Source organism: Pseudomonas taiwanensis, assembly GCF_013393345.1.
Taxonomy (GTDB): domain Bacteria; phylum Pseudomonadota; class Gammaproteobacteria; order Pseudomonadales; family Pseudomonadaceae; genus Metapseudomonas; species Metapseudomonas resinovorans_C.
In genome coordinates, this window is sequence record NZ_QJRF01000066.1 from 203,253 (window position 1) to 224,656 (window position 21,404).

The following is a 21,404-nucleotide window of genomic DNA, read 5'->3' on the forward strand; positions in this document are numbered from 1 at the left end:
TCTTCGCGGTTGCTCCACTTTTTATCCAGATGCGAAGGGTAACGCCAGAAACGGCGGCTGGCGACGGGGACTTTCGCCAAAATATCGGGGAAGTGACGCGAACGGATAGTCAGTTTGCGACCTTCAGGTGACAAAGCGTAGTTAGGTTCTGCTTGGACAAGTTGAAGCAGAGGATCGCCCTGTAGGAGCGAGCTTGCTCGCGAAAACGGCGCCGGAGAAGCTTCGCGGGCAAGCCCGCTCCTACAAACCCCCAGGCCGCCCTCAGCCGTGGTGCGGAGACAAGCGGTATCGGCGGCCGTGGCCACGAATGGCCACGGCTGCTTCACTTGTCGGTGATGTTCTCGACGTTTGTCCGGAGGGTGAGCTGGCGAGGCATCAGCGGGGTTTTCCGACGTCGCGTCGGGCGTTAATGTGCACGGCTCGCAAATCGGCAAATGGAGAGCCTTCGATGAGCCTGCACGGCACCTACGATCCGCAGAACGTTTTCGCCCAGATCATTCGTGGCGAGGCACCCTGCTACAAACTCTACGAAGACGACGACGTGCTCGCCTTCCTCGATATTTTCCCGCAGTCGTTTGGCCACACCCTGGTGATCCCGAAGCGATCAGCCGCGCGCAACATCCTGGAGATCGAAACCGACGCCCTGGCCAAGGTCATGGCCGTGGTGCAACGGCTGACCCATGTACTGGTGCAGGAGCTGCAACCGGTCGGCGTGCAGGTGGCGCAGTTCAATGGCGCACCGGCGGGCCAGACGGTGTTCCACATTCACATGCACATCGTGCCGCGCTTCGAGGGCGAGTCGTTGGCTATCCACGCCAGCAAGAAAGCTGACCCGAACGAGCTGGAAGCCCTGCAGGCGCGCCTGCTGAAGCACCTCGCCTGACGCCTTCGCCGGGGCACGACGCGGGATGAACATCGCTGTTACACCCTTCGTCGTCGCCCTGCCCTACTCCCCCGCCTTGTCCAGTTTCAGCCGGCTGCGTTCGAACCAGGCCAGCAGGTAGTCCGCCAGCACCTGGGTGCGTCTCGGCAACCCACCCTGCCAGGGGTGCACCAGGAAAACCGGTGTCTGGCGGGTCTGGTACTCACGCAGCAGCCACACCAGACGGCCATCGGCCAGTTCGTCGTAGATCATGTAGGAAGGCAGTCGTGCGACGCCGGCACCGGCGAGGGCCGCCTTCTTCAGCAGGCTGTAGTGATTGCTCGCCAGCGCACCCGCCACCTTGACCCGCTCCAGCCGGTGCTGCCGGTGATAGAGCCATTCCTCGAAACCGCTGTAGTGGGTGTTGAGCAGGCACTGGTGGCGCGCCAGGTCCGCCGGTTGTTCGGGTTCGCCGTGGGTGGCGAGATAGGCCGGGATGGCGCAGGTGATTTCCTGCAGGGAGAACAGCGGCCGCGCCACCAGGCGATCATCCATGTCCATGCCCGAACGGATGGCGAGGTCGAAGCCTTCCGCCACCAGGTCGCGATAGCCGTTGTGCAAATCCAGCTCGATGCGGATCTGCGGGTACTGCCGGATAAAGTCCAGCAACAGCGCATCGAAAAAGGTCTCGCCAAGGGACACCGGTACCGTCAGGCGCACGCAGCCCGTCAGCTCCTCCTGCAAGCGCCGCACCGATTGCCTGGCCCGCTCCGCCTGCGCAGCCAGGGCCTTTGCCTCGGGCAGCAAGGCTGCCCCGGCGGCAGTCAGGCCCAATCGTCGCGTGGTGCGATGCAGCAACGAAGCGCCCAATCCTTGTTCCAGCAAGCGGATGCGCTTGGACAACTGCCCCTTGCTGCAGCCCAGTCGCTCGGCTGCAGCGGTGAAGCTGCCAGCTTCCATCAGCACCGCGAAGGCGGCGAGGTCGTCCATTTCGCTCATTGATTTGCGACCCTATTGTTTCCAATCGAAAACCAAAGTTTTCCAATTGCATGGATTATCGACAATAGACCGCACTCTACACTGGACCTGTCATTCATTCCCTACACAGGATTCCAACCCATGAAAATCATCCTCGTCGGTGCCAGCGGCACCATCGGCAAGGCCATCGAGCAGGAGCTCAAGGAGCGCCACGAAGTCATCCGCGTTGGTCGCAACAGTGGCGACCTGCAAGCGGACATCACCGACGTCGCGTCGATTCGCAGCCTGTTCGAGAAGGTCGGTTCGTTCGATGCCCTGATCAGCGCCGCCGGCAAAGTGCACTTCGGGGCCCTGGCAGAAATGGGTGAAGCCGAGTTCGCCGTGGGCCTGCAGGACAAGCTGATGGGTCAGGTCAACCTGGTGCTGATCGGTCGCGAATTCGCCAACGACGGCGCCTCGTTCACCCTCACCTCCGGGGTGCTGAGCCACGATCCGATCCGCTACGGCGCATCGGCCAGCATGGTCAACGGCGCCATCGATGCCTTCGTACGCAGCGCCGCCCTGGAGCTACCGCGCGGCATGCGCATCAACAGCGTCAGCCCGACCGTGATCGAGGAAGCGCTGCCGAGCTACGGTCCCTATTTCCGTGGCTACAAGGCAGTATCGGCGGCCGATGCGGCATTGGCCTACGCCAAAAGCGCAGAAGGTGCGCAGACCGGCCAGACCTATCACGTGGGCTGAGGGCCCCTACAGTTCGCCGGCATAACACACCGGCGAACTGGGCGGACCACCGCGTTCGAGCTCTTCTTCGAGAAACTCCGCCAGCACCCGGGCATTGTTGCGCGTTTCGTCCTTGGCGGCGTACAGGAGGGTCAGACTTCCCTTGCGGGCCATTTCCAGTAATCCCTGCCAGTGCTCGGGATGGGCCGCGAGTTCCGCTCGGTACAGCAGGCGGAATTCGTCGAACAGCGCCGGGTCATGGCAGAACTGCTTGCGCAACTGGTCTGACGGCGCCACCTCCTTCAGCCAGGAGGCCAGGGCCAGTGACTCCTTTCGGATACCACGCGGCCACAGGCGATCCACCAGCACCCGCTGGCCATCATCGGGCTGTGCCGCCTCATAGACTCGCTTGAACTGGATCATCCCTCTCCTCCGCCCTTGAGCCGGGCGCTGTGCACCGGTAACGTGGCCGCTCCCTGAAGGAGACCCATGATGCGCTTCGCCCGCCCCTTGCTGTTCAGCCTCTTGCCCCTCTTCGGCGCCTGCCAGATGTTCGTCGAAAAAGCCCCCGCTCCCGACGCCAACCTGGTGCGTCTGCAGGGTGAGCTGAGCGTAGTCTCTGGGCAGGTGATGTTCAGCCCGTGCGGCGAGAAGCGCCGCTTCGCCCTGGTCGACAGTGGCGCCACCGGGCTGCTGCCGGAAGCCGCCAACCTCTCCGCGGATGGTCCCGGCAAGCTGTTCGCCGACATTCGCGCCCGCATGGGCGCAACGAAGTTGCCCGACGCCGATGGCCAACTGGACCTGAAGACCCTCTACCGCCTGCAGCGCGAAGGGCATGGCTGCGATGACCTCAACTTCAAGCGCCTGCTGCTGCGCGCCAGCGGCCATGAGCCCGATTGGAGCGTCAGCGTCAGTGGCAAGGGCCTGATCCTCGACCGTCCCGGCCAGCCTTCCCTGGCCCTGCCCTACATGGAAGAACAACTGCCGGATGGCCGCTTCAACCTGTCCAGTGAGGCCAATGGCCAGCGCCTGGAGCTGTGGGTCGCGCCCCAACGCTGCGTCGACAGCATGAGCGGTGCGGTCCAGCACCTGACCGCCGAGCTGCGCCTGAACGGCAAGGTGCAACGTGGCTGTGCCTCCTTCGGCGGTGCCCGCGACAACTGACGACTGGCCGCAATCTCCATCCTCGCCCTTCCCCACTAAGCTTGGGGAAGGATCAAAGGAGGGAGAACACCATGCTGCGTATCGCCCTGAATGGATATGGGCGCATCGGTCGCGCTCTGGTTCGTGCGCTGTTCGAGCGGGGTCTCGACCAGCGCCTGCGTATCGAAGCCATCAATGACCTCGGCGATTTCGAATCGCTGGCCCACCTCACCCGTTTCGACTCGACCTTCGGCCGCTTCCCCGGTCATGTTCACCTGAGCGACGACCGCCTCCAGGTGAACAACCAGACCATCCACCTGCTGCGCGAGCGCGACCCGGTCAACCTGCCCTGGGCGCAGCTGGGCGTGGACCTGGTACTGGAATGCACCGGCAAGATGAAGAAGCGCGCGCAGGTGGAGCAGCACCTGACCGCCGGGGCGCCACGCGTGCTGCTGTCACATCCCCTCGACACCGCCGACCTGACCGTGGTGTACGGGGTCAATCACGAACAGCTGGGCAGCCAGCAGATCGTCTCCAACGCCTCCTGCACCACCAACTGCCTGGCCCCGCTGGCCATGTTGTTGCACCGCGAAGTGGGTATCCGCAGCGGCCTGGTGACCACGGTGCACGCGTACACCAACGACCAGCACCTGTTGGACAAGAGCCACAGTGATCCCTATCGGGCCCGCGCCGCTGCCGTCTCGATGATTCCTACCAGCACCGGCGCGGCCAAGGCCATCGGGCTGGTCCTGCCGGAACTGGCCGGCCGTCTGGATGGCATGGCGGTACGGGTACCGACACCGAACGTGTCGTTGCTGGATTTCTCGTTCATCGCCGAACGCCCGACCAGCCGCGAGGCGCTCAACGCGGCCCTCGAAGCCGGGATGACAGCCTTGCCGCCGGGGGTCATGGAGTGCAACGCGTTGCCGCTGGTATCCAGCGACTTCAATGGCTATCCGGTTTCCTGCGTGGTGGATCTCAATCACACCCGTGTGCAAGGGGAGCTGGTGAAAGTGCTGGCCTGGTACGACAACGAATGGGCCTTCGCCAACCGGATGCTGGATGTGGTCCTGGCCTGGCTGAACCCTTGATCAATCCAGGACCCCTGCCGGCGCCGGCGCTGCGCTTTTCCATTGGCTCAGCGCCACGCCGACGAACACCAGGCCGGCGGCGAGCAGTTGCACCCCTGTCAGCCGCTCACCCAGGAAGCCCCAGGCGAATACCAGGGTGAACACGGGAATCAGGTTGATGAAGCCGGTGGCCTGGCTCGCCGGCATCCGCGAGACGCCGAAGTTGTAGAGGCCGTAGGCGCCCACCGTGACCACGGTGCCGAGGTAGATCATGGCGCCGATGCCCAGCGGGCTGACGGACTCCGGCAAGGGCGAAGTGACCCAGGCCAGGGGCAGGAAGAACAGGCTGCCGATGAAGGCCTGCATGGCGGTCAGGAAAAAGGCCGAGTAGCGCGATGACAGATGCTTGAGCAACAGCGTGTAGCCGGTGGCGCAGAGCATGGCGAGGAACTCGTAGAAATTGCCCAGCAGAGGCTGCGGCGCATGGCTGTCCGAGTCGCTGGCCAGGCTCAGCCAGACAGCGCCAACCACGGCAAGGAAGAAGCCGGCCAGGGTGCCGCGAGTGATCCGTTCATGCAGCAGAGCGTAGGCACCCACCGCCACCAGCAACGGCAATAGCGCGGTGATCATGCCGGCCTGGGAGGCACTGGTGTGCTGCAGCGCCAGGGCTTCGAAGATGAAGTAGAGGCAGGGTTCGCAGGCGGCCAGGCCCAGCAGGTATTTCCAGTCTCCAGGCTGGTAGTCGAGGTTGCCCCGCCAACGCCAGGCGGCCAGGAAGATCAGGCTGCCCAGGGCCATACGCGCGAAGATTACCCAATGCGGGGCGACTTCCTGGAAGGCCAGCTTGAGGGCGATGAAGGAGCTGCCCCAGAGCGCCATGGCCAGCACCAGGCAGGCCACCGCCACCAGTCGACCTTGCTGCGCCATGTTCACCTCCGGGAGAAAGCCGCCAGTCTACGAGGCCGTCCATGGGGCCAGACAGGCACAGCAGGCGGGAAAAACTGTAGTGCTTACTGGTTCCAGGGTTTGCCGCGGGTCTTCTGGTCGAGCGGCAACTGCTGCAACACCGCGGCCTTGGCCAGCATGTAGGCGCTGACCGGGGCGCTGATGAAGAGGAACAGGCTGATCAGCAATTCGTGCAGGCTGAGCCCGCCGGCATCGGCCGAAAAGAACACCAGCGAAGCCATCACCACACCACCCACGCCCAGGGTGGTGGCCTTGGTCGGGCCATGCAGGCGCATGAAGAAGTCCGGCAGGCGATAGAGGCCGATGGCGCCGATCAGCATGAAGGCACTGCCGAGCAGCAGCAGCGCACAGACGAGGATTTCCACCCAGAGGGACAGCGGTTCGCTAGTCATTCGATGATGTCTCCGCGCAGCATGTACTTGGCCACCGCCACTGTACTGACGAAGCCGAGCACGGCGATCAGCAGCGCCACTTCGAAGAACAGGTTGCTGCCCTTCCAGATGCCGTAGAGCACGAGCATGGCGATGGCGTTGATGTAGAGGGTATCCAGCGCCAGCACTCGGTCCGGCAGGCAAGGCCCCTTGATGAGACGCGCGAGCGTCAGCAGCAGCGCCAGCCCGAGCATACCCAGGCAGAGCGGGATCACTAGGCCGAGCATGGGAATATCTCCTTCAGCGGTGCCTCGTAGCGCGACTTGATCTCAGCCACCATGGCGACCTTGTCCGGCACGTCGAGGCCATGCACCAGCAGGGTCCGGCGGTCGGCACTGAGGTCGGCGGCCAGCGAACCCGGTGTCAGCGACACCACGCTCACCAGCACGCTGATGGCCAGTTCGTTGTCCAGTTCGATGGGCACTTCGACAAAGGCGGGACGCAGCGCTTCGACGCGGCCGAGGGTCAGGCGTGCTACCTGGAAATTGGCCACCAGCACGTCCCCCACCACCATCAGCAGGAAGCGCATCAGCTTGAGCGGATGCCAGCGTTTCGGGCGCTCGATCAACAGCGGCTGGAAGAAGAACGGAATTGCCCAGCCGAGAAAGCCCCCCAGCAGCCAGTGGCTGAAGGCGAAGGAGTCCACCAGCAGCAGCCAGACGAACAGCAGCAAGAGGCTTTCGGCGGGGTGCGGAAAGATTCGTCGAATCATGCTCCGGTCCCCTCGAGAATGGCGCGGTAGAGGTTCACGTCATGCAGCTGCACGGCGGTGGCCTGGGCGTAGTCCAGGAGCGGCTGGGCGAACGCCACCAGCACCAGGCTGCCGGCCAGCAGCAGAAGGGTGGCGAACAGCCGGCCGCCATCCAGTTCCGCACTGCCCAACACCTGATAGCCGGTACGCCAGAACAGCGTGCTGCCCGCGCGGCTCAGGGCCACCAGGCTGACGAAACCACCGATCAGCAGCACGCTCCACAACGGCAGTGCACCAGCGCCCGGCGGCGCAGCCTGGAGCAACAGGAGCTTGGCGAAGAAACCGGACAGCGGCGGCAAGCCCGCCACGGCGATGGCACCGAAGAAGAACGCCGCACCGAGGATGCTCGGATTCTTCAGGGCCGGCCCTTGCACCAGGTGGCCCGCCTTCTCGCCCCGCTGTCGGCTGACCAGGTCGGCCAGGAGGAACAGCGCTCCGGCCACCCAGGTGCTGTGCAGCAGATAGAACAGTGCCGCGCCCTGGGCCTCGGGAGTCCCCAGGGCGATGGCTGCCAGCAGAGTGCCGGCGGAGACCACCACGAGGTAAGCCAGCAAGCCCTGCAAGGTGGCGGCAGCCAGCGCGCCCAGGGCACCGAGCAACACTGTGGCCAGTGCCAGCGGCCAGAGCCAGGGCTGCGCCAGGTTGGCCAGCTCGCCGGCTTCGGGGCCGAAGACCAGGCTGTACACCCGCAGGATCGAATAGATGCCCACCTTGGTCATGATCGCGAAGAGTGCGGCCACCGGCGCACTCGCGGCGGCATAGGCACGCGGCAGCCAGAAGTACAGCGGCAACAGTGCTGCCTTGAGGGCGAACACCAACAGCAGCACCAGTCCGGCGGCGGCCAGCACCGGGGCATTGTCCGGCCCTGCCGCGGCCACCTGGCGGGCCATGTCAGCCATGTTCAGGGTGCCGGTGATGCCGTAGAGGGCACCTATCGCGATCAGGAACAGCGCCGAACCGGCGAGATTGAGGATCACGTAGTGCATCCCCGCTTTCACCCGTTCGCCACCCCCGCCGTGCAGCAGCAACGCATAGGAGGCGATCAGCAGGATTTCGAAGAACACGAAGAGATTGAACAGGTCGCCAGTCAGGAAGGCGCCGTTGATCCCCAGCAGCTGGAACTGGAAAAGCGCATGGAAGCGCAGGCCGATACGATCGTCGCCACGTACGGCATAGATCACGGCAGCAGAGGCCAGCACGGCGGTCGCCAGCAGCATCAGCCCTGCAAGCCGGTCGAGCATCAGGACGATGCCGAAGGGTGGCTGCCAACTGCCGAGTGCGTAAACGCGCAACTGGCCATCACCCGCCTGCTGAATCAGGTACAGCGCCAGCGGTACCAGGGCCAGGGTGGCGAGCACGGAAAGGCTGCGCTTCAGGCGCTCGTTGGACGGCAGCACCAGCAACAGCGCACCGGTGAACAGCGGAATCAGGACCGGCAGGATCGTCAGGTGGATCATGGCGCCGACTCCTCGTCGGTGAGGCCATCGACGTGATCGCTGTTCAGATCGCCCACCCCGCGCAAGGCCAGCACCACCACGAAGGCAGTCATGGCGAAGCCGATGACGATGGCGGTCAGCACCAGGGCTTGCGGCACGGGATCGGCATACTGCACGTCGCGCCCGAGCACCACGGCTTCGCCGGCCAGCCGACCCATGGCGAAGAGGAACAGGTTGACGGCGTACGAGAGCAGGGTCAGGCCCAGCACCACGGGGAATGTCCGGCCGCGCAGCAGCAGGTAGATGCCACTGGCGGTCAGCAAGCCGAGGGTTACGGCGAACAGCGCCTCCATCAATGAATCTCCTTGCTCGCAGCCGGGGACAGGCTCAGACGTCCCAGGTTGACCAATACCAGCAACGTCGAGCCGACCACGGCCAGGTAGACGCCGAGGTCGAACAGCATGGCGGTCGCCAGTTCGAATTCACCCACCAGCGGCAGCTCGAAATGGCCGAACGCCGAGGTCAGGAAGTTGCGGCCGAAGGCCCAGCTGCCGAGGCCGGTGAGGCCGGCGATCAGCACCCCGGCACCCGCCATGCGCTGGTAATTCAACGGCAGGCGTTGTTCCACCCAGGCAATGCCACTGGCGATGTACTGCAGCACCAGGGCCACGGCGGTGATCAGGCCGGCGATGAAGCCGCCACCGGGCAGGTTGTGCCCACGCAGGAAAATGAACACCGAAATCAGCAAGGCCAGGGGAAGCATCAGGCGCGACAGGGTTTCGAGAATCAGCGGGTGCTTGGCGCCGGCCCAATTTCGCCCCTGGGGATCGCAGGTCGGATTCTCCAGGCGCAGCCCCGAAAGCATGGCGAAGATGCCGACGGCGGCGATCGTCAGGACGGTGATTTCGCCGAGGGTATCGAAGCCGCGGAAGTCCACCAGGATCACGTTGACCACGTTGGTGCCGCCGCCCCCGGACACGCTGTTGGCGAGGAAGAAATCGGCGATACCTTCGTAGGGTCGGGTCAGCACGGCGTAGGCCAGCAACGCCACCATCACGCCCACTGCACAGGCCAGGATGAAATCGCGCAGCCCACGCAGGCTGGAGCTTTCACCCGGCGTACGGGACGGCAGGTAGTAGAGCGCCAGCATCAGCAGGACCAGCGTCACCACTTCCACCACCAGCTGCGTGAGCGCCAGGTCAGGTGCCGAGAATCGAGCGAATGCCAACGCCACCAGCAAGCCGGCCACGCCGAGGATCATCAGCGCGATCAGCCGCTGGCGATGGAAAATCGCAGTCAGCACACCCGATAGCGCCAGCACTGCCAATCCCAGGGTAGTGATACCGTCCAGTGGCGTGAGCGGACGCTCGCCCGCGATCTGCGGCAGGGGCGCGAGCGACAGCGCCACCATCACCATGGCGGCGCCCAGCAACAAGGACAGGTAGCGCTGCAGGGAGCCGTTCTCCAGGTGCCCGGTAATCCAGCGGGCGGCCACCACGGCGCGCTGCACCTGCTGCTCGAACACTTCCTTGGCGTCGGTGTCGGGCAGGTCGGCGTACCAGCGGAACAGTGGCTTGCGCAGCACATAGACCAGCACGCCGCCAACCAGCGCCACCAGACTCATGGCCAACGGCAGGTTGAAGCCATGCCAGATCGCCAGGTCGTATTCCGGCAACGTGCCGCCCAGGCTGGCCGAAGCCGCAGTGGCCAGCAGCGGCGCCACCGTGATGCCCGGCAGCATGCCCACCAGCAGACAGAGGGACACGAGGATTTCCACCGGGACCTTCATGTAGCGCGGCGGCTCGTGAGGCGGGAACTTGGGCAGGACGGCGGGCTCGCCGTTGAAGAACACGTCGTGGACGAAGCGCAACGAATAGGCCACCGAGAAAACCCCGGCGAGTGTCGCCGCCGCCGGCACCACCCAACTGAAACTCCCCAGCAGATCCTGCTGCAGCGTCTCGCCGAAGAACATCTCCTTGCTGAGGAAGCCGTTCAGCAAGGGCACGCCGGCCATGGCCAGGGACGCCACCATCGCCAGCACCGCCGTATGCGGCATGTACCGCCATAGCCCGTTGATCAGGCGCATGTCGCGACTGCCGGTCTCGTGGTCGATGATCCCCGCGGCCATGAACAACGAGGCCTTGAAGGTGGCGTGGTTGATGATGTGGAACACTGCCGCGACGTTCGAGAGTTGCGAATCGAGGCCGAACAGCAAGGTGATCAGGCCGAGATGGCTGATGGTCGAGTAGGCCAGCAGGCCCTTGAGGTCGTGCTGGAACAACGCCATACCGGCGCCGAACAACAGCGTCGCCAGGCCACTCAGACTGACCAGGTAGAACCACAGGTCGGAACCGGACAAGGCCGGATACAAGCGCGCCAGCAGGAATACGCCGGCCTTCACCATGGTGGCCGAGTGCAGGTAGGCGGACACCGGGGTCGGCGCGGCCATGGCGTGGGGCAGCCAGAAATGGAATGGGAACTGCGCGGACTTGGTGAACGCACCCAGCAGGACCAGCACCAGCGCCACCGGATAAAGGCCGTGGGCACGGATCTGCTCGCCTGCGGCGAGCACCTGGGTCAGTTCGAAGCTGCCGGCGATATGTCCCACAAGCAGTATCCCGGCCAACAGCGCCAGGCCCCCGCCTGCGGTAACCGCCAGCGCCATTCGCGCGCCCTTGCGCGCATCGGAGCGGTGCCCCCAGAAGCCGATGAGCAGGAATGAGGACAGACTGGTCAGCTCCCAGAACACCAGCATCAGCAGCAGGTTCTCGGACAGCACAACGCCGAGCATCGCGCCCATGAACAACAGCAGGAAGGCGAAGAAGCGCCCCATGGGCTCTTCCGTAGACAGGTAGTAGCGGGCGTAGAGGATCACCAGCAGCCCGATGCCGAGGATCAACAGGGCGAACAGATAGCCCAGGCCATCCAGCCGCAGGCTGAAGCTGAGCCCGAAGCCCGGTAACCAGGACTGAGCGAAATTGAGGGTGTGACCGGCGAAGATGCTATCGGTCTGGGTCAGCAGGAGAACGAGGCCAGCCAGCGGTACCAGTGCGGTGACGGCCGCGCAGACGGAACGGCCAAGGCGCTCGGCCAGCGGCGGAAGAAGTGCCCCGAGAAAGGGCAGCGCGACAATGAGCGCCAGAATCATCCATATCTCCCCTAGGTCAGCGCCACCTTCCTCCAAGTAACGGAAATGGCATGAAAAAAACCCAGCGATTATCCATTACTATCGATTCATCGCGATAGATTGAATTATTTCAAAACGCTAGCAACTGCAGAGAACGCCCACTCCAAACGGCGATAGCACCCAGGCGCTATCGCCGTCATTCTGGAATGGGGAAAACGACAAGCTGTCCCGATGGGGACAGCTTAGCTTCAGTGAGCGACGCGGCTGGTGCCGTTGACCGTCATGATGCGAACGCGCTCGCCCACGCGGAAGACTTCGTTGGGCTGGACTTCCTGGACGTAGGCGCGCATCGAACCATCGTCTTCACGCACGGTGATTTCCACACCCTGGGTACGGGTGTAGCCTTCTTCTGCCGCCGCCCCCAGCAGGCCGCCGGCTACCGCGCCGATCACGGCTGCGACTGCGCTGCCACGTCCGTGGCCGATGGTGCTACCGCCAATGCCGCCGACCACAGCGCCAGCGCCGGCGCCGACCGGCGTCTTGGTACCTTCGATCTTCACCGGACGCAGCGATTCGATGGTGCCCATGCGCACGGTCTGCACTTGCCGAGCTTCGTCACGGGAATAGGTGTCTCCGGTCAGGCTCGACTGACAGCCACCCAGCGCCAGTGCCACTGCCGTGAAAGAGGCAACCAGCAGATAGGGTTTACGCATAGCAATTCCTCCAGAATTAATTACCCGTCCATTAGACTCCGCGCTGCGTGGGCTGTCACCTGAGCAGGCCGACTACTCAGCTATTGTTCAGCTTTCCGACAGCCTCACGGGAAATCTCCTACAAGCTCCCTGTCCCACAAGGTTAGCCCATGGACTACTTCATCATCGCGATCACCACCATCGCCGGCCTTTACTTCCACTGGTGGCTGTACGTGCGCATCAAACGCTGGATGGATCGCGACCTCGCGTTATCCCTGGCGGAAGGCGACAAGGAAAAGCAGGCGTTCATGCTGGAACAGTTGAAGGTCGCTCGCGCTGAAGGCGTCAAGCGCAAGGACTTGCAGCCCTGGCTGGAACGGGCGGCACAGCGTTACACCGCCTGAGCACGGTCAGACGCGGGCGGCCAGTTTCCACAATCGGGCGATATCCGCGCTACGCGCTTCCAGCTCCACCGCAGCGCACGCCATCGCCCGCTCCAGCTCCATGGGACCGGGCACCAGGCTGAAGGCGGCCTCGATGCCAACTTCACGCAGGCGCTGATAACCCTCTCCCAGGCTCCCGGCAATGGCGATCACCGGCACGCCGGCGGCACCCGCAATACGCGCCACGCCCACCGGGGTCTTGCCATGCAGGCTCTGTGAGTCGAGGCGACCCTCCCCCGTCACCACCAGATCGGCGTCCACTACCGAATCGGCCAGCCCGGCCACTTCCGCCACCAGTTCGATACCGGGGCGGAAGCGCGCGCCGAGAAAGGCCCGTGCGGCGAACCCCAGGCCACCGGCCGCCCCTACGCCCGGATGCTGGCTATGGTCTTCGCCGAGGTGAGCGGCGATCACCTCGGCGTAATGTCCCAGTGCTGCATCGAGCGATTCGACCTGCGCGGGATTGGCGCCCTTCTGCGGGCCGAAGACATGGGAAGCGCCGTGGGGTCCGCAGAGCGGGTTATCCACATCCGCCGCCACCTCGAACTCAACGCCGGCGAGACGCGGATCAAGACCGGAAGGATCGACCCTCGCCAGCCGGGCCAGGGCCGCGCCGCCAGCCGGTAGCGGCGCACCGTGCTTGTCCAGCAGGCGCAGCCCGAGAGCCGTGAGCAAGCCCGCACCGCCGTCATTGGTGGCGCTACCGCCGAGACCGAGGATGATCCGCGTCGCGCCGACATCGAGGGCCTGGCGAATCAACTCGCCGGTGCCGAAGCTGCTGGTGCGCGTGGCATCGCGGGCGTCACGGGCGACCAGGTGCAAGCCGCTGGCAGCCGCCATTTCGATAATGGCGCGCCCCTGCCCCAGCCATCCCCAATGTGCGCGCACCGGGTCGCCCAGAGGCCCCTGTACCAGCGCGTCACGGCGTTCGCCGCCGGTGGCGGCCAGCACTGCGTCCACTGTGCCCTCACCGCCATCGGCCATGGGCTTCTGCACCAGTTCGGCTTCGGGAAATACCGAGCGCCAGCCCCGAGCGATGGCAGCGGCCACTTCGCGCGCACTCAGGCTTTCCTTGAAGGAATCGGGAGCAATGACGATCTTCATCGACGTACCTCAGACTGGGCCGGGAACCACGAGGCTAATGGTAGGTGTTGCAGGCGGGGGAAGAGATGGCGACGAGGCGCAGGATGACGGAGGGCGCAGCCAACGATGAGCTGCGCCATCACGCGGAAAGGTCAGGGGGCCAGTCGCTCGCGAACCCAGGCGTTGTCCACGAGTCGGTAGTTCAGGCGGTCATGCAGGCGGCTCGGGCGCCCCTGCCAGAACTCGATGCGTTCGGGCAGCAAACGATACCCACCCCAATGCGGCGGACAGCTCGGCGCGTTATCAAGGAACCGCTGCTCGGTTTTCGCCAGCAGCGCTTCGAGCTCCGCACGATCGCTGATTACCCGGCTCTGCGGCGATGCCCAGGCTCCCAGTCGGCTGCCCAGCGGGCGTACCTGGTAATAGGCGTCGGATTCGGCCGGGGTCACCCGCTCTACCCGGCCCTCGATACGGACCTGGCGTTCCAGGGCGGGCCAGAAGAAAGTCATGGCGGCGAATGGATTAGCCAAGAGTTGTTCGCCCTTGGCGCTGTCGTAGTTGCTGAAGAACGTGAAGCCACGTTCATCCAGCCCTTTCAGCAGCAACACCCGGCAATGGGGACGGCCTTCGGCGTCGACCGTGGCAACGGTCATGGCGTTAGGCTCGACCGGCAGTTGCTCGGTCTTCACCGCGTCGCCGAACCAGCTCTGGAACAGGCTGAAGGGCTCGGCGGGAGCCTGCTCCTCGCTGAGCCCATCGCGGGCATAGTCACGGCGCATATCGGCCAGGGTCTGGGTCATGGTTGGCAGTCCTGTGTGCGGAAAGCCAATAGCTTACCCAAGGCGTGCTTACTTGGCCTGATCTGCCGCAACCACCTCTTCGACCTTGCCCAGCTGTCCCGGCTTGGCCGGCTTGCTGTACTGGGCAATCAGCGCAACCAGGGTTTCCTGCGGCGTGAGGATCATCTCGACACGACGGTTCAGGGAACGGCCTTGCTGGCTGTCGTTGGCGGCGCGCGGCATATCCGAACCCAGCCCCTTCAGGTGCAGGCGATCACGCTGCAGGCCGCTCAGGCGGAAGATCGCGGCAACGGACTGGGCGCGCTCCTGGCTGATCTTGCGGTTGACGTCATCCTTGCCGGAGCTATCGGCGTGCCCGAGGACCAGCACTGCGGTCTTGGTATCGCCCTCCACCAGCTTCGCCACTTTGGTGATGGGACCCAGGGTGGCGGGCAGCAGCATGCTCGGGCGATCCGGGTTGTACGACGGGTCGACCGGCAGGGTCACCACCAGCACGTTCTCACGGCGCTCCACTTCCAGTTTGCTGCCTTTTACGGCCTCGCGCAGACGCGGCTCGTACTGATCGAGCCAGGCCTGGGTCGCTTTGGTGTCCACCTTGGCAACCTTGGTTTGCTTGGCTTTCTTATCACCGCCGAAGGACCACCAGGACTGGCTGGCGGAAACGGTCTGCTGGGGCTTGGCAGGCACCTCGGCCTTCTGCGGGCCAAGCATGGTGCAGCCGGAGGCAGACACACAGAGTATCAGGGTGGAAATCTTTAACAGCTTCATGGGCAGGATTCCGTAGTCGCTGAAGGCCGCACGCCACCACGAAAAGTGATGGCGTTTTAATCTCTCAACCGAGCTTAAATTTTCGCGCCAAGCCTTTATTCAGCAAAGAAAAAAACAGTCGAAGTGACGAGTGGCTCAGCCCAGGCAGTCCTTGACCACACGGGCCAGCTTCTGGGCGCGCGGATCCATCAGAACGTAAGGGCCGAGGGTGTTGGTGACGAAGCCGAAGGCCAGTTCGCGTTCCGGGTCGGCAAAGCCGGTGGAGCCGCCTGCGCCGGGATGGCCGAAGGCGTATCGGCCCATGCCATAGGTGGCGTTGGGTACGTCGGGTTGGTCGAGCATGCAACCGAGGCCGAAACGAGTGGACGTCAGCAAGGTGAGGTCCTCGCCCTGGGCATGTTCGCGGGTCAGCTCCGCGAGCAGCTCGGAGTCCAGCAGCTCGCCGTCGAGCAAGCCGGCATAGAAGCCCGCCACGCTGCGCGCGTTGCCATGGCCATTGGCCGCGGGTTGCTGCATCCGTCGCCATTCCGGCTTGTTCGTGCTGGTCATGATCGACGGCGGATTGGTGAACGAGCGCGTACTCAGCGAGTTCGGCTCGGTCATCATGCTCTTGAGCAGACGCTGCGCCGCAGCGTCGCCCATGTTGCCCTTGGCGCGGGCGATATGCGCCACGCGATCGAACTCCTCATCGGCCAGGCCCACGTGGAAATCCAGTCCCAGGGGTTGAGCGACGCGAGCCACGATGGACTCGCCCGGGCCCCGGCCATCCGCCCGGCGAATCAGCTCGCCGACCAGCCAGCCGTAGGTGATCGGTGCATATCCATGAGCTTCACCGGGGGTCCACCAGGGCGCTTCGGCAGCCAGGGCGGTGGTCATCGCCGTCCAATCGTAGAGGGCCTCAGCCGGCAGCAAGGCGCGAATTGCCGGTAGGCCGGCACGGTGGCAGAGCAGTTGGCGAACGCTGATGCGTTCCTTCCCGGCTGCGGCAAACTCGGGCCAGTAACGCGCCACGGGGGCGTCCAGCTCAAGCTTGCCCTCCCCCACCAGTTGTAACAGGGTTACGGAGGCGAAGGTCTTGGTGCAGGAAAACAGGTTGAGGATGGTGTCGCTGTGCCAAGCCTGCTGGCCATCCTTGTCGGCCACGCCGGCCCAAAGGTCGAGCACGGTCTCGCCGCCCACCTGCACACAGAGGGCCGCACCGCGCTCCTGGGGGTCAGCGAAGAGTTCGGCGAACGCGTCTTTCGCCGCCTCGAAGCGCAAGTCGAAATAGCCCTGGGTCTGCACCGGCATGCTCCTGAAAGAAATGGAGGCGGCATTGTTCCAGCCTTGCCGCCCCTTGTGAACCGGGTGCCGAAGACGGGTCGCCCATCAGGGCTTCCCGGCTTCCTCCTGCGTGGGAGCTTCAGGCTGGGCGGGTTCGTCAGCCTTGGGCTGATCGGCCGGTTCGGCGCTCGGTGGTTCAGCCGCTTTCGGCGGCTCCGCTGGCTTTTCCGCCGGCGCAGGATTGGCCGTTTCCTTGGGTTGTTCCTTCACCGGGGCCTTGGGCTGCTCCTTGGAGGGCGCCAGCGGCTGGGCAGGCTTGCTGATATCAGCGGCCAGCGCCAGGTTCGCCTTGCGCACGGCCTCGACGAAGCCCTGCCATGGACGGTCGGTAATGCCGACCAGACCGAGGTGACCGTTCTCACCGTCGAGCAGGCGGCCAGTGGCCGGCTGATCGAGGTACTGGAACCAGTGGGCGCCGACGATCAGCGGCTCCTCCGCCGCCTTCTTGAGGTAGGTGGCGTAAGCCGGACCGCGCTCTTCTTCCTTGTAGACCTCGGAGACGCCGCCCCAGAACGGACCGCGGTCACGGGACCCGAAGTGGAACTCCGTGAGCATCAGGGGCTTGTCGAGGCGGCGCAGCAAGTCCATGTCCAGGCCATGCTGCGGCTCACGGGTGTAGCGATTGAAGCTGATCACGTCGCAGTACTGCGCGCAGGACTCGATGGCCTCGGGCACGGTGGCGGCGAAACGACCGCCCAGCATCAGGTGGTTGGGCGCATGCCACTTCATGGAGTCGGCGATGGTCTTGAAGTAGGTGTCCGCATAGAAACGCTGGAAGCGCTTGAAGTCTTCCTCGATGGCCGGGTGCTCCGGGTTCGGCAGCGGCGGTTCGAAGCCCGGGTCTTCCATCAGCTCCCAGGCCTGCAGATCGATGCCCCAGGCTTTCGAGAGGCCCTGCTGGTTGCGGTACTTGTCGCGAAGTTGCTTGAGGAAGGCGCGCTTGGCGGGCACGTCGGTCGTCAGGCGCAGGGTGCCGTAGGCCAATGCGTAGCGGGCTCGCGGGTCTTCACTGTGGCCGCCCCAGGCGAGTTCGTTATCGGCGAAGAAGCCCAGGAGCCAGGGATCATCGCGATGATCGCGGGCGGCAATGGCAATTGCGCGCTCCGCCGCCATCGCGAATCGCGGATCGAACGGGTCAGGCATGCCGCCCCACCAGTCGAAGCCCGTCTTGATGGTGGCGAAGTCACCATGGATGGACAACGGCAGGGTGTAGGGCATGCGCTCACTGGTGTTGAAGGCCGGATCGCTCCAGTTGCCAACGGTGTTGAAGCCCCACGCCTTGAGGCGCTCCAGGCTGTGGCCGACCCAGCGTTGCGGGTCGTTGCCGCCGTAGGTGCGTTCGACGTTGGCGCCGTAGAAGTCGTACCAGCGGCCCTGGTTGAACGCCCGCCCCTTGTTGGCATCGGTTTCGGCGCGGTCGTCGCCTTTGCCGAAATGATTGGCCAGGGGCTCATTGTCCTTCGGCAGCGCCTTGAACATGGCTTCCCGGCCTTCGACGTAGGTCTGGCTCAGGCCAGGGGTCACCGCGTTGACGCCCAGGGAGAAGAACGGATGGCCTTCCGGCGTGACCAGGAACCAGCGGCCATTGCGCTTCTCGGTACGGAAGAAGCCGCTGGCTTCGAAAGTCTCACCACCCAGCCAGCCACCGTAGGTGTCCTGTTGTGGCAACTTGGCCGTCCAGTCGACGAGCTGTTTCGCTTCGTCCGCAGCGCCCTTCTTCAGTTGCTCGTCACTCTTCACCTTGCCCGGCCAGTCAGCACGGGCGTATTGACCGTAGGCGTCCATCAGGCCCTGGTAGAGCGCTTCCTGCAGGTCTTTTTCTTCGGTGCCAAAACGACTGAGCAACACATTCTGCGCGGCATTTGGCTGGTTCAGGGAAAGCGTCACGGAAGCGATCTTGCTGCGGTCGACTTCGCCATTGACCAGCGTGGCCGGCAGCAAACGCTTGCCATCGACGGTCCAGGGCAACGGTGGCGCCGCACGCATCCCGTGGGCATTGGGCGACGTCGCGGCCAGCGGGATCAGCAAGGTCTGCGCCGGTCCGGCCGGTAGCGCGACCTGGGTGGTCAGGACCTTGCCATCGGTGCTCTCGATAGCGACGTCCAGGGTGATCGCCCAATCCTGGGCGCTCTGGATGCGCAGACTCATCGCTTCGGCCTTGGACCAGTCCCAGCTGCCGTTTTGCGGGGTGAGGCGCAGGCTCGGTTTCTCGGCAGCATTGAAGGTAACGCGACGCAGAACTTCACCATTGGCGGTGGTTTCAGCGGTCACGCTCGGCAGACTGGCATCCTGGGTGGTCACCTGCACCGCATCCAGCGGGCGGACGAAATTGAACAGGGTCTCGGCCTGGGCAATCAGGGGGATTCCCGACATGCCAAAAAGGATGGCCAGGGCGAGGGGGCGTTTTGGTATCGAAAGCATCGGACCGGAGTTCCCAAGAGAATGCTGAGCATAGACCGCCAAAAGTTCGTATCTCGCCAACGGTGCGACAAAACGAAGCGGGACAAGGCAGGTGCGCTGGGCACCCGCAAAAACCCCGGCATCATCGCAGATGGGGGGCGCTCAGCGTCAAGGGCAGTCCTGTTTCAGGCAATCTCGCGACGGAATGGCGGCAGCGCATCGAGGATCGCGCGGCCGTAGCGCTGGGTGACCACGCGCCGATCCAGCAATGTGATGGTGCCGCGGTCGGCCTCGGTACGCAGTAGGCGACCACAGGCCTGCACCAGGCGCAGGGAAGCGTCGGGCACGGCGATCTCCATGAAGGGATTGCCGCCACGGGCCTCGATCCAATCGGACAACGCCGCTTCCACCGGGTCGTCCGGCACGGCGAAGGGAATCTTGGCGATCACCACGTGTTCGCAATAGGCGCCCGGCAAGTCGACACCCTCGGAGAAACTCGCCAGCCCGAACAGCACGCTGGGCTCGCCATCGTCGACCCGCGCCTTGTGCTTGTTCAGGGTTTCCTGCTTGGACAGGTTGCCCTGGATCAGCACGCGCTTGCGCCAGTCACGGTCCAGGCCTTCGAATACGTCCTGCATTTGCCTACGCGAAGCGAACAGCACCAGCGTGCCACGCGCGCCCTCTACCAGAGTGGGCAGTTCACGGACGATAGCGGCAGTGTGCGCGGCGGCATCGCGGGGGTCGGCTTTCAAGTCCGGGACCCGCAACAGTCCCGCATCGGCGTGGTGGAACGGACTCGGCACAACGGCTGTGACCGCGACCTTGGGCAAGCCGGCACGCATGCGGAAGCGATCGAACTTACCCAGGGCTGTCAGGGTTGCAGAGGTGACCAAGGCACCGTAGGCCACATTCCACAGGTTCCGGCGCAATGTCTCGGCGGCGAGGATGGGGCTGGCATTGACCTCGATATCATGCAACGCCCCACTTTCCGCCAGCGTCAGCCATCGCGCCATGGGCGGGCTGTCTTCCGGGTCTTCGACGGTGAAAGCCGTCCACAACTCCCAGTTGCCCTGGGCACGAGACAGCAGGCTGCCGAACAGCGGATACCACTCCTCCGCCTGATGGCTGGCGACGCCGGTGCTGGCCTCACCGTCCATGGCTTCCTTGAGGAGTTCGGTAAGCCGGGTGAAGACGTCTTGCAGCCTGGAGAAACCCTTTTTCAGTTCGATGCCCAGCTCTCGCAGGTGCTCGGGCACCACGCCGGCCTCGAATCGATGGCGGGGACGGTCGCGGCCTTCCATGTCTTCACCGGCACGGAAATCAGCAACCTCTTCACAGGCGTTGAACATGAACTGCTGGTGGGTGCGAATCTCCCGGGCCAACTCGGGCACGCCTTCCACCAGACGACCGAACTCGCCAGGCAAGGGATTCTGTGCCAGCAGTTTGGAAAGGTTTTTCGCCACCTGCTCCAGCCAGTCGGCGGTGGACCGCAGGCGGGTGTAATGGGCGAAGTGGCCGATGGCCTTGTCCGGCAGGTGATGGCCTTCGTCGAACACGTACAGCGTCTCGCGCGGGTCCGGCAGCACGGCACCACCACCCAGGGCCAGGTCGGCAAGCACCATGTCATGGTTGGTGACGATGACGTCCACCTTGGTCATGCCTTCCCGTGCCTTATAGAAGGCGCACTGCTGGAAGTTCGGACAATGGCGCTTGGTGCACTGGCTGTGGTCGGTGGTGACGCGAGCCCAGTCCTGGTCCTCGATGGCTTCAGGCCAGGAATCGCGATCACCGTCCCAACGGTTGCCGGCGAGGCGTTCGATCATCTGGTTAAGGAGCTTCTGTCCCTTCTCGTCGACGTCGATGGTGAAGCCCTCGTCGGCGAACAGCTGGGCCGTGGCACTCTGGGCCTGGCCTTCCTGCAGGAGCATGTCGAGCTTGGACAGGCACAGATAGCGGCCGCGCCCCTTGGCCAGGGCGAAACTGAAGTTCAGGCCACTGTTGCGCATCAGGTCGGGCAGGTCCTTGTGGACGATCTGCTCCTGCAACGCCACGGTGGCCGTCGCGATCACCAGGCGCTTGCCGGCGGCCTTCGCAGCAGGAATGGTCGCCAGGCTGTAGGCAACGGTCTTGCCGGTACCGGTACCCGCCTCCACCGCCACAACGGCAGGCTCGCCCTCGCGGTGACCTTCGTCATCCACGGGAATGGCACCCAGGGCCTTGGCAACCTCGGCGATCATCAGGCGCTGGCCATAACGGGCTTTCAGCCCCTTGGCTTCGAGAAAACGGCTGTAGGCGCCCTGGATCTGGGACTTGAGTTCGGTGCTGAGCATGGGTGACTGCGGCGGGAAGAGCTGGATAAATTTTCAGTACTTTAACAGGACGGCTATGATAGCGCGCCTTCTTTTACCCGC

General features: G+C 64.4%; 21 protein-coding genes. 5 read left to right on the forward strand and 16 right to left on the reverse strand.

Annotated elements, in window-relative coordinates; all coding sequences use genetic code 11:
- Nucleotides 1–448: 448 nt before the first annotated feature.
- Entirely contained in the window at nucleotides 449–883 is a 435-nt protein-coding gene (locus tag DM872_RS18730; RefSeq protein ID WP_179060887.1) for an HIT family protein, read from the forward strand.
- Nucleotides 884–946: 63 nt separating this feature from the next.
- Here the strand turns inward: DM872_RS18730 and DM872_RS18735 are convergent, their stop codons facing one another.
- Nucleotides 947–1,861, reverse strand: coding sequence for a LysR family transcriptional regulator (locus tag DM872_RS18735; RefSeq protein WP_179060888.1), 915 nt, complete (start codon nucleotides 1,859–1,861; stop codon nucleotides 947–949).
- A 120-nt stretch (nucleotides 1,862–1,981) separates the two neighbouring features.
- On the opposite strand from DM872_RS18735, the gene DM872_RS18740 reads away from it, so the two are divergent.
- A complete protein-coding gene (locus DM872_RS18740) occupies nucleotides 1,982–2,581 on the forward strand; it encodes a short chain dehydrogenase (RefSeq protein ID WP_179060889.1) in 600 nt (199 codons plus the stop codon).
- A 6-nt stretch (nucleotides 2,582–2,587) separates the two neighbouring features.
- Here the strand turns inward: DM872_RS18740 and DM872_RS18745 are convergent, their stop codons facing one another.
- Nucleotides 2,588–2,983, reverse strand: coding sequence for a DUF488 domain-containing protein (locus DM872_RS18745; protein WP_179060890.1), 396 nt, complete (start codon nucleotides 2,981–2,983; stop codon nucleotides 2,588–2,590).
- A 69-nt stretch (nucleotides 2,984–3,052) separates the two neighbouring features.
- Between DM872_RS18745 and DM872_RS18750 the strand changes: the two genes are divergently transcribed.
- The gene (locus DM872_RS18750; protein ID WP_179060891.1) at nucleotides 3,053–3,724 is read left to right on the forward strand and encodes a COG3650 family protein; all 672 of its coding nucleotides are present in this window, start codon (nucleotides 3,053–3,055) and stop codon (nucleotides 3,722–3,724) included.
- A 71-nt stretch (nucleotides 3,725–3,795) separates the two neighbouring features.
- On the forward strand, nucleotides 3,796–4,794 hold the full coding sequence (gene gap / locus DM872_RS18755) for a type I glyceraldehyde-3-phosphate dehydrogenase (protein ID WP_179060892.1): 999 nt from the start codon (nucleotides 3,796–3,798) through the stop codon (nucleotides 4,792–4,794).
- Here the strand turns inward: gap and DM872_RS18760 are convergent, their stop codons facing one another.
- The 8 genes from DM872_RS18760 to DM872_RS18795 form a co-directional block, all read right to left on the reverse strand.
- Nucleotides 4,795–5,700 carry a DMT family transporter gene (locus DM872_RS18760; RefSeq protein WP_179060893.1) on the reverse strand — a complete coding sequence of 302 codons (906 nt, stop codon included), beginning with the start codon at nucleotides 5,698–5,700 and terminating at the stop codon, nucleotides 4,795–4,797. It lies immediately after the preceding gene.
- Nucleotides 5,701–5,783: 83 nt separating this feature from the next.
- A complete protein-coding gene (locus DM872_RS18765) occupies nucleotides 5,784–6,131 on the reverse strand; it encodes a Na+/H+ antiporter subunit G (RefSeq protein ID WP_179060894.1) in 348 nt (115 codons plus the stop codon).
- Nucleotides 6,128–6,397, reverse strand: a complete 270-nt coding sequence (locus DM872_RS18770; RefSeq protein ID WP_077527831.1) for a K+/H+ antiporter subunit F — start codon at nucleotides 6,395–6,397, stop codon at nucleotides 6,128–6,130. The genes DM872_RS18765 and DM872_RS18770 overlap by 4 nt, the downstream gene beginning before the upstream one ends.
- Nucleotides 6,385–6,882, reverse strand: coding sequence for a Na+/H+ antiporter subunit E (locus DM872_RS18775; RefSeq protein ID WP_077527830.1), 498 nt, complete (start codon nucleotides 6,880–6,882; stop codon nucleotides 6,385–6,387). Before DM872_RS18775 ends, DM872_RS18770 begins: the two co-directional genes overlap by 13 nt.
- Entirely contained in the window at nucleotides 6,879–8,378 is a 1,500-nt protein-coding gene (locus tag DM872_RS18780) for a monovalent cation/H+ antiporter subunit D (protein WP_179060895.1), read from the reverse strand. The genes DM872_RS18775 and DM872_RS18780 overlap by 4 nt, the downstream gene beginning before the upstream one ends.
- Nucleotides 8,375–8,710, reverse strand: a complete 336-nt coding sequence (locus DM872_RS18785; protein ID WP_179060896.1) for a Na+/H+ antiporter subunit C — start codon at nucleotides 8,708–8,710, stop codon at nucleotides 8,375–8,377. The genes DM872_RS18780 and DM872_RS18785 overlap by 4 nt, the downstream gene beginning before the upstream one ends.
- Nucleotides 8,710–11,505, reverse strand: coding sequence for a monovalent cation/H+ antiporter subunit A (locus DM872_RS18790; protein WP_179060897.1), 2,796 nt, complete (start codon nucleotides 11,503–11,505; stop codon nucleotides 8,710–8,712). The genes DM872_RS18785 and DM872_RS18790 overlap by 1 nt, the downstream gene beginning before the upstream one ends.
- Before the next feature lie 227 nt (nucleotides 11,506–11,732).
- The gene (locus DM872_RS18795; protein WP_077527826.1) at nucleotides 11,733–12,197 is read right to left on the reverse strand and encodes a glycine zipper 2TM domain-containing protein; all 465 of its coding nucleotides are present in this window, start codon (nucleotides 12,195–12,197) and stop codon (nucleotides 11,733–11,735) included.
- 149 nt (nucleotides 12,198–12,346) lie between these two features.
- On the opposite strand from DM872_RS18795, the gene DM872_RS18800 reads away from it, so the two are divergent.
- Nucleotides 12,347–12,580: a hypothetical protein gene (locus DM872_RS18800; protein ID WP_179060898.1), complete on the forward strand. Its 234-nt coding sequence runs from the start codon at nucleotides 12,347–12,349 to the stop codon at nucleotides 12,578–12,580.
- Nucleotides 12,581–12,586: 6 nt separating this feature from the next.
- Here DM872_RS18800 and DM872_RS18805 read toward each other — a convergent pair whose 3' ends face one another.
- From DM872_RS18805 to dinG, 6 genes are all read right to left on the reverse strand, one after another.
- On the reverse strand, nucleotides 12,587–13,723 hold the full coding sequence (locus tag DM872_RS18805) for a glycerate kinase (protein WP_179060899.1): 1,137 nt from the start codon (nucleotides 13,721–13,723) through the stop codon (nucleotides 12,587–12,589).
- 131 nt (nucleotides 13,724–13,854) lie between these two features.
- Nucleotides 13,855–14,502 carry a pyridoxamine 5'-phosphate oxidase gene (pdxH, locus tag DM872_RS18810; RefSeq protein ID WP_179060900.1) on the reverse strand — a complete coding sequence of 216 codons (648 nt, stop codon included), beginning with the start codon at nucleotides 14,500–14,502 and terminating at the stop codon, nucleotides 13,855–13,857.
- Between the two features lie 48 nt (nucleotides 14,503–14,550).
- Entirely contained in the window at nucleotides 14,551–15,270 is a 720-nt protein-coding gene (locus tag DM872_RS18815) for an OmpA family protein (RefSeq protein WP_256873433.1), read from the reverse strand.
- A 135-nt stretch (nucleotides 15,271–15,405) separates the two neighbouring features.
- Entirely contained in the window at nucleotides 15,406–16,554 is a 1,149-nt protein-coding gene (locus DM872_RS18820; protein ID WP_179060901.1) for a serine hydrolase domain-containing protein, read from the reverse strand.
- Between the two features lie 84 nt (nucleotides 16,555–16,638).
- Nucleotides 16,639–19,014: a beta-galactosidase gene (locus DM872_RS18825; RefSeq protein WP_179060902.1), complete on the reverse strand. Its 2,376-nt coding sequence runs from the start codon at nucleotides 19,012–19,014 to the stop codon at nucleotides 16,639–16,641.
- A 164-nt stretch (nucleotides 19,015–19,178) separates the two neighbouring features.
- A complete protein-coding gene (dinG, locus tag DM872_RS18830) occupies nucleotides 19,179–21,323 on the reverse strand; it encodes an ATP-dependent DNA helicase DinG (RefSeq protein WP_179060903.1) in 2,145 nt (714 codons plus the stop codon).
- Between the last annotated feature and the right edge of the window lie 81 nt (nucleotides 21,324–21,404).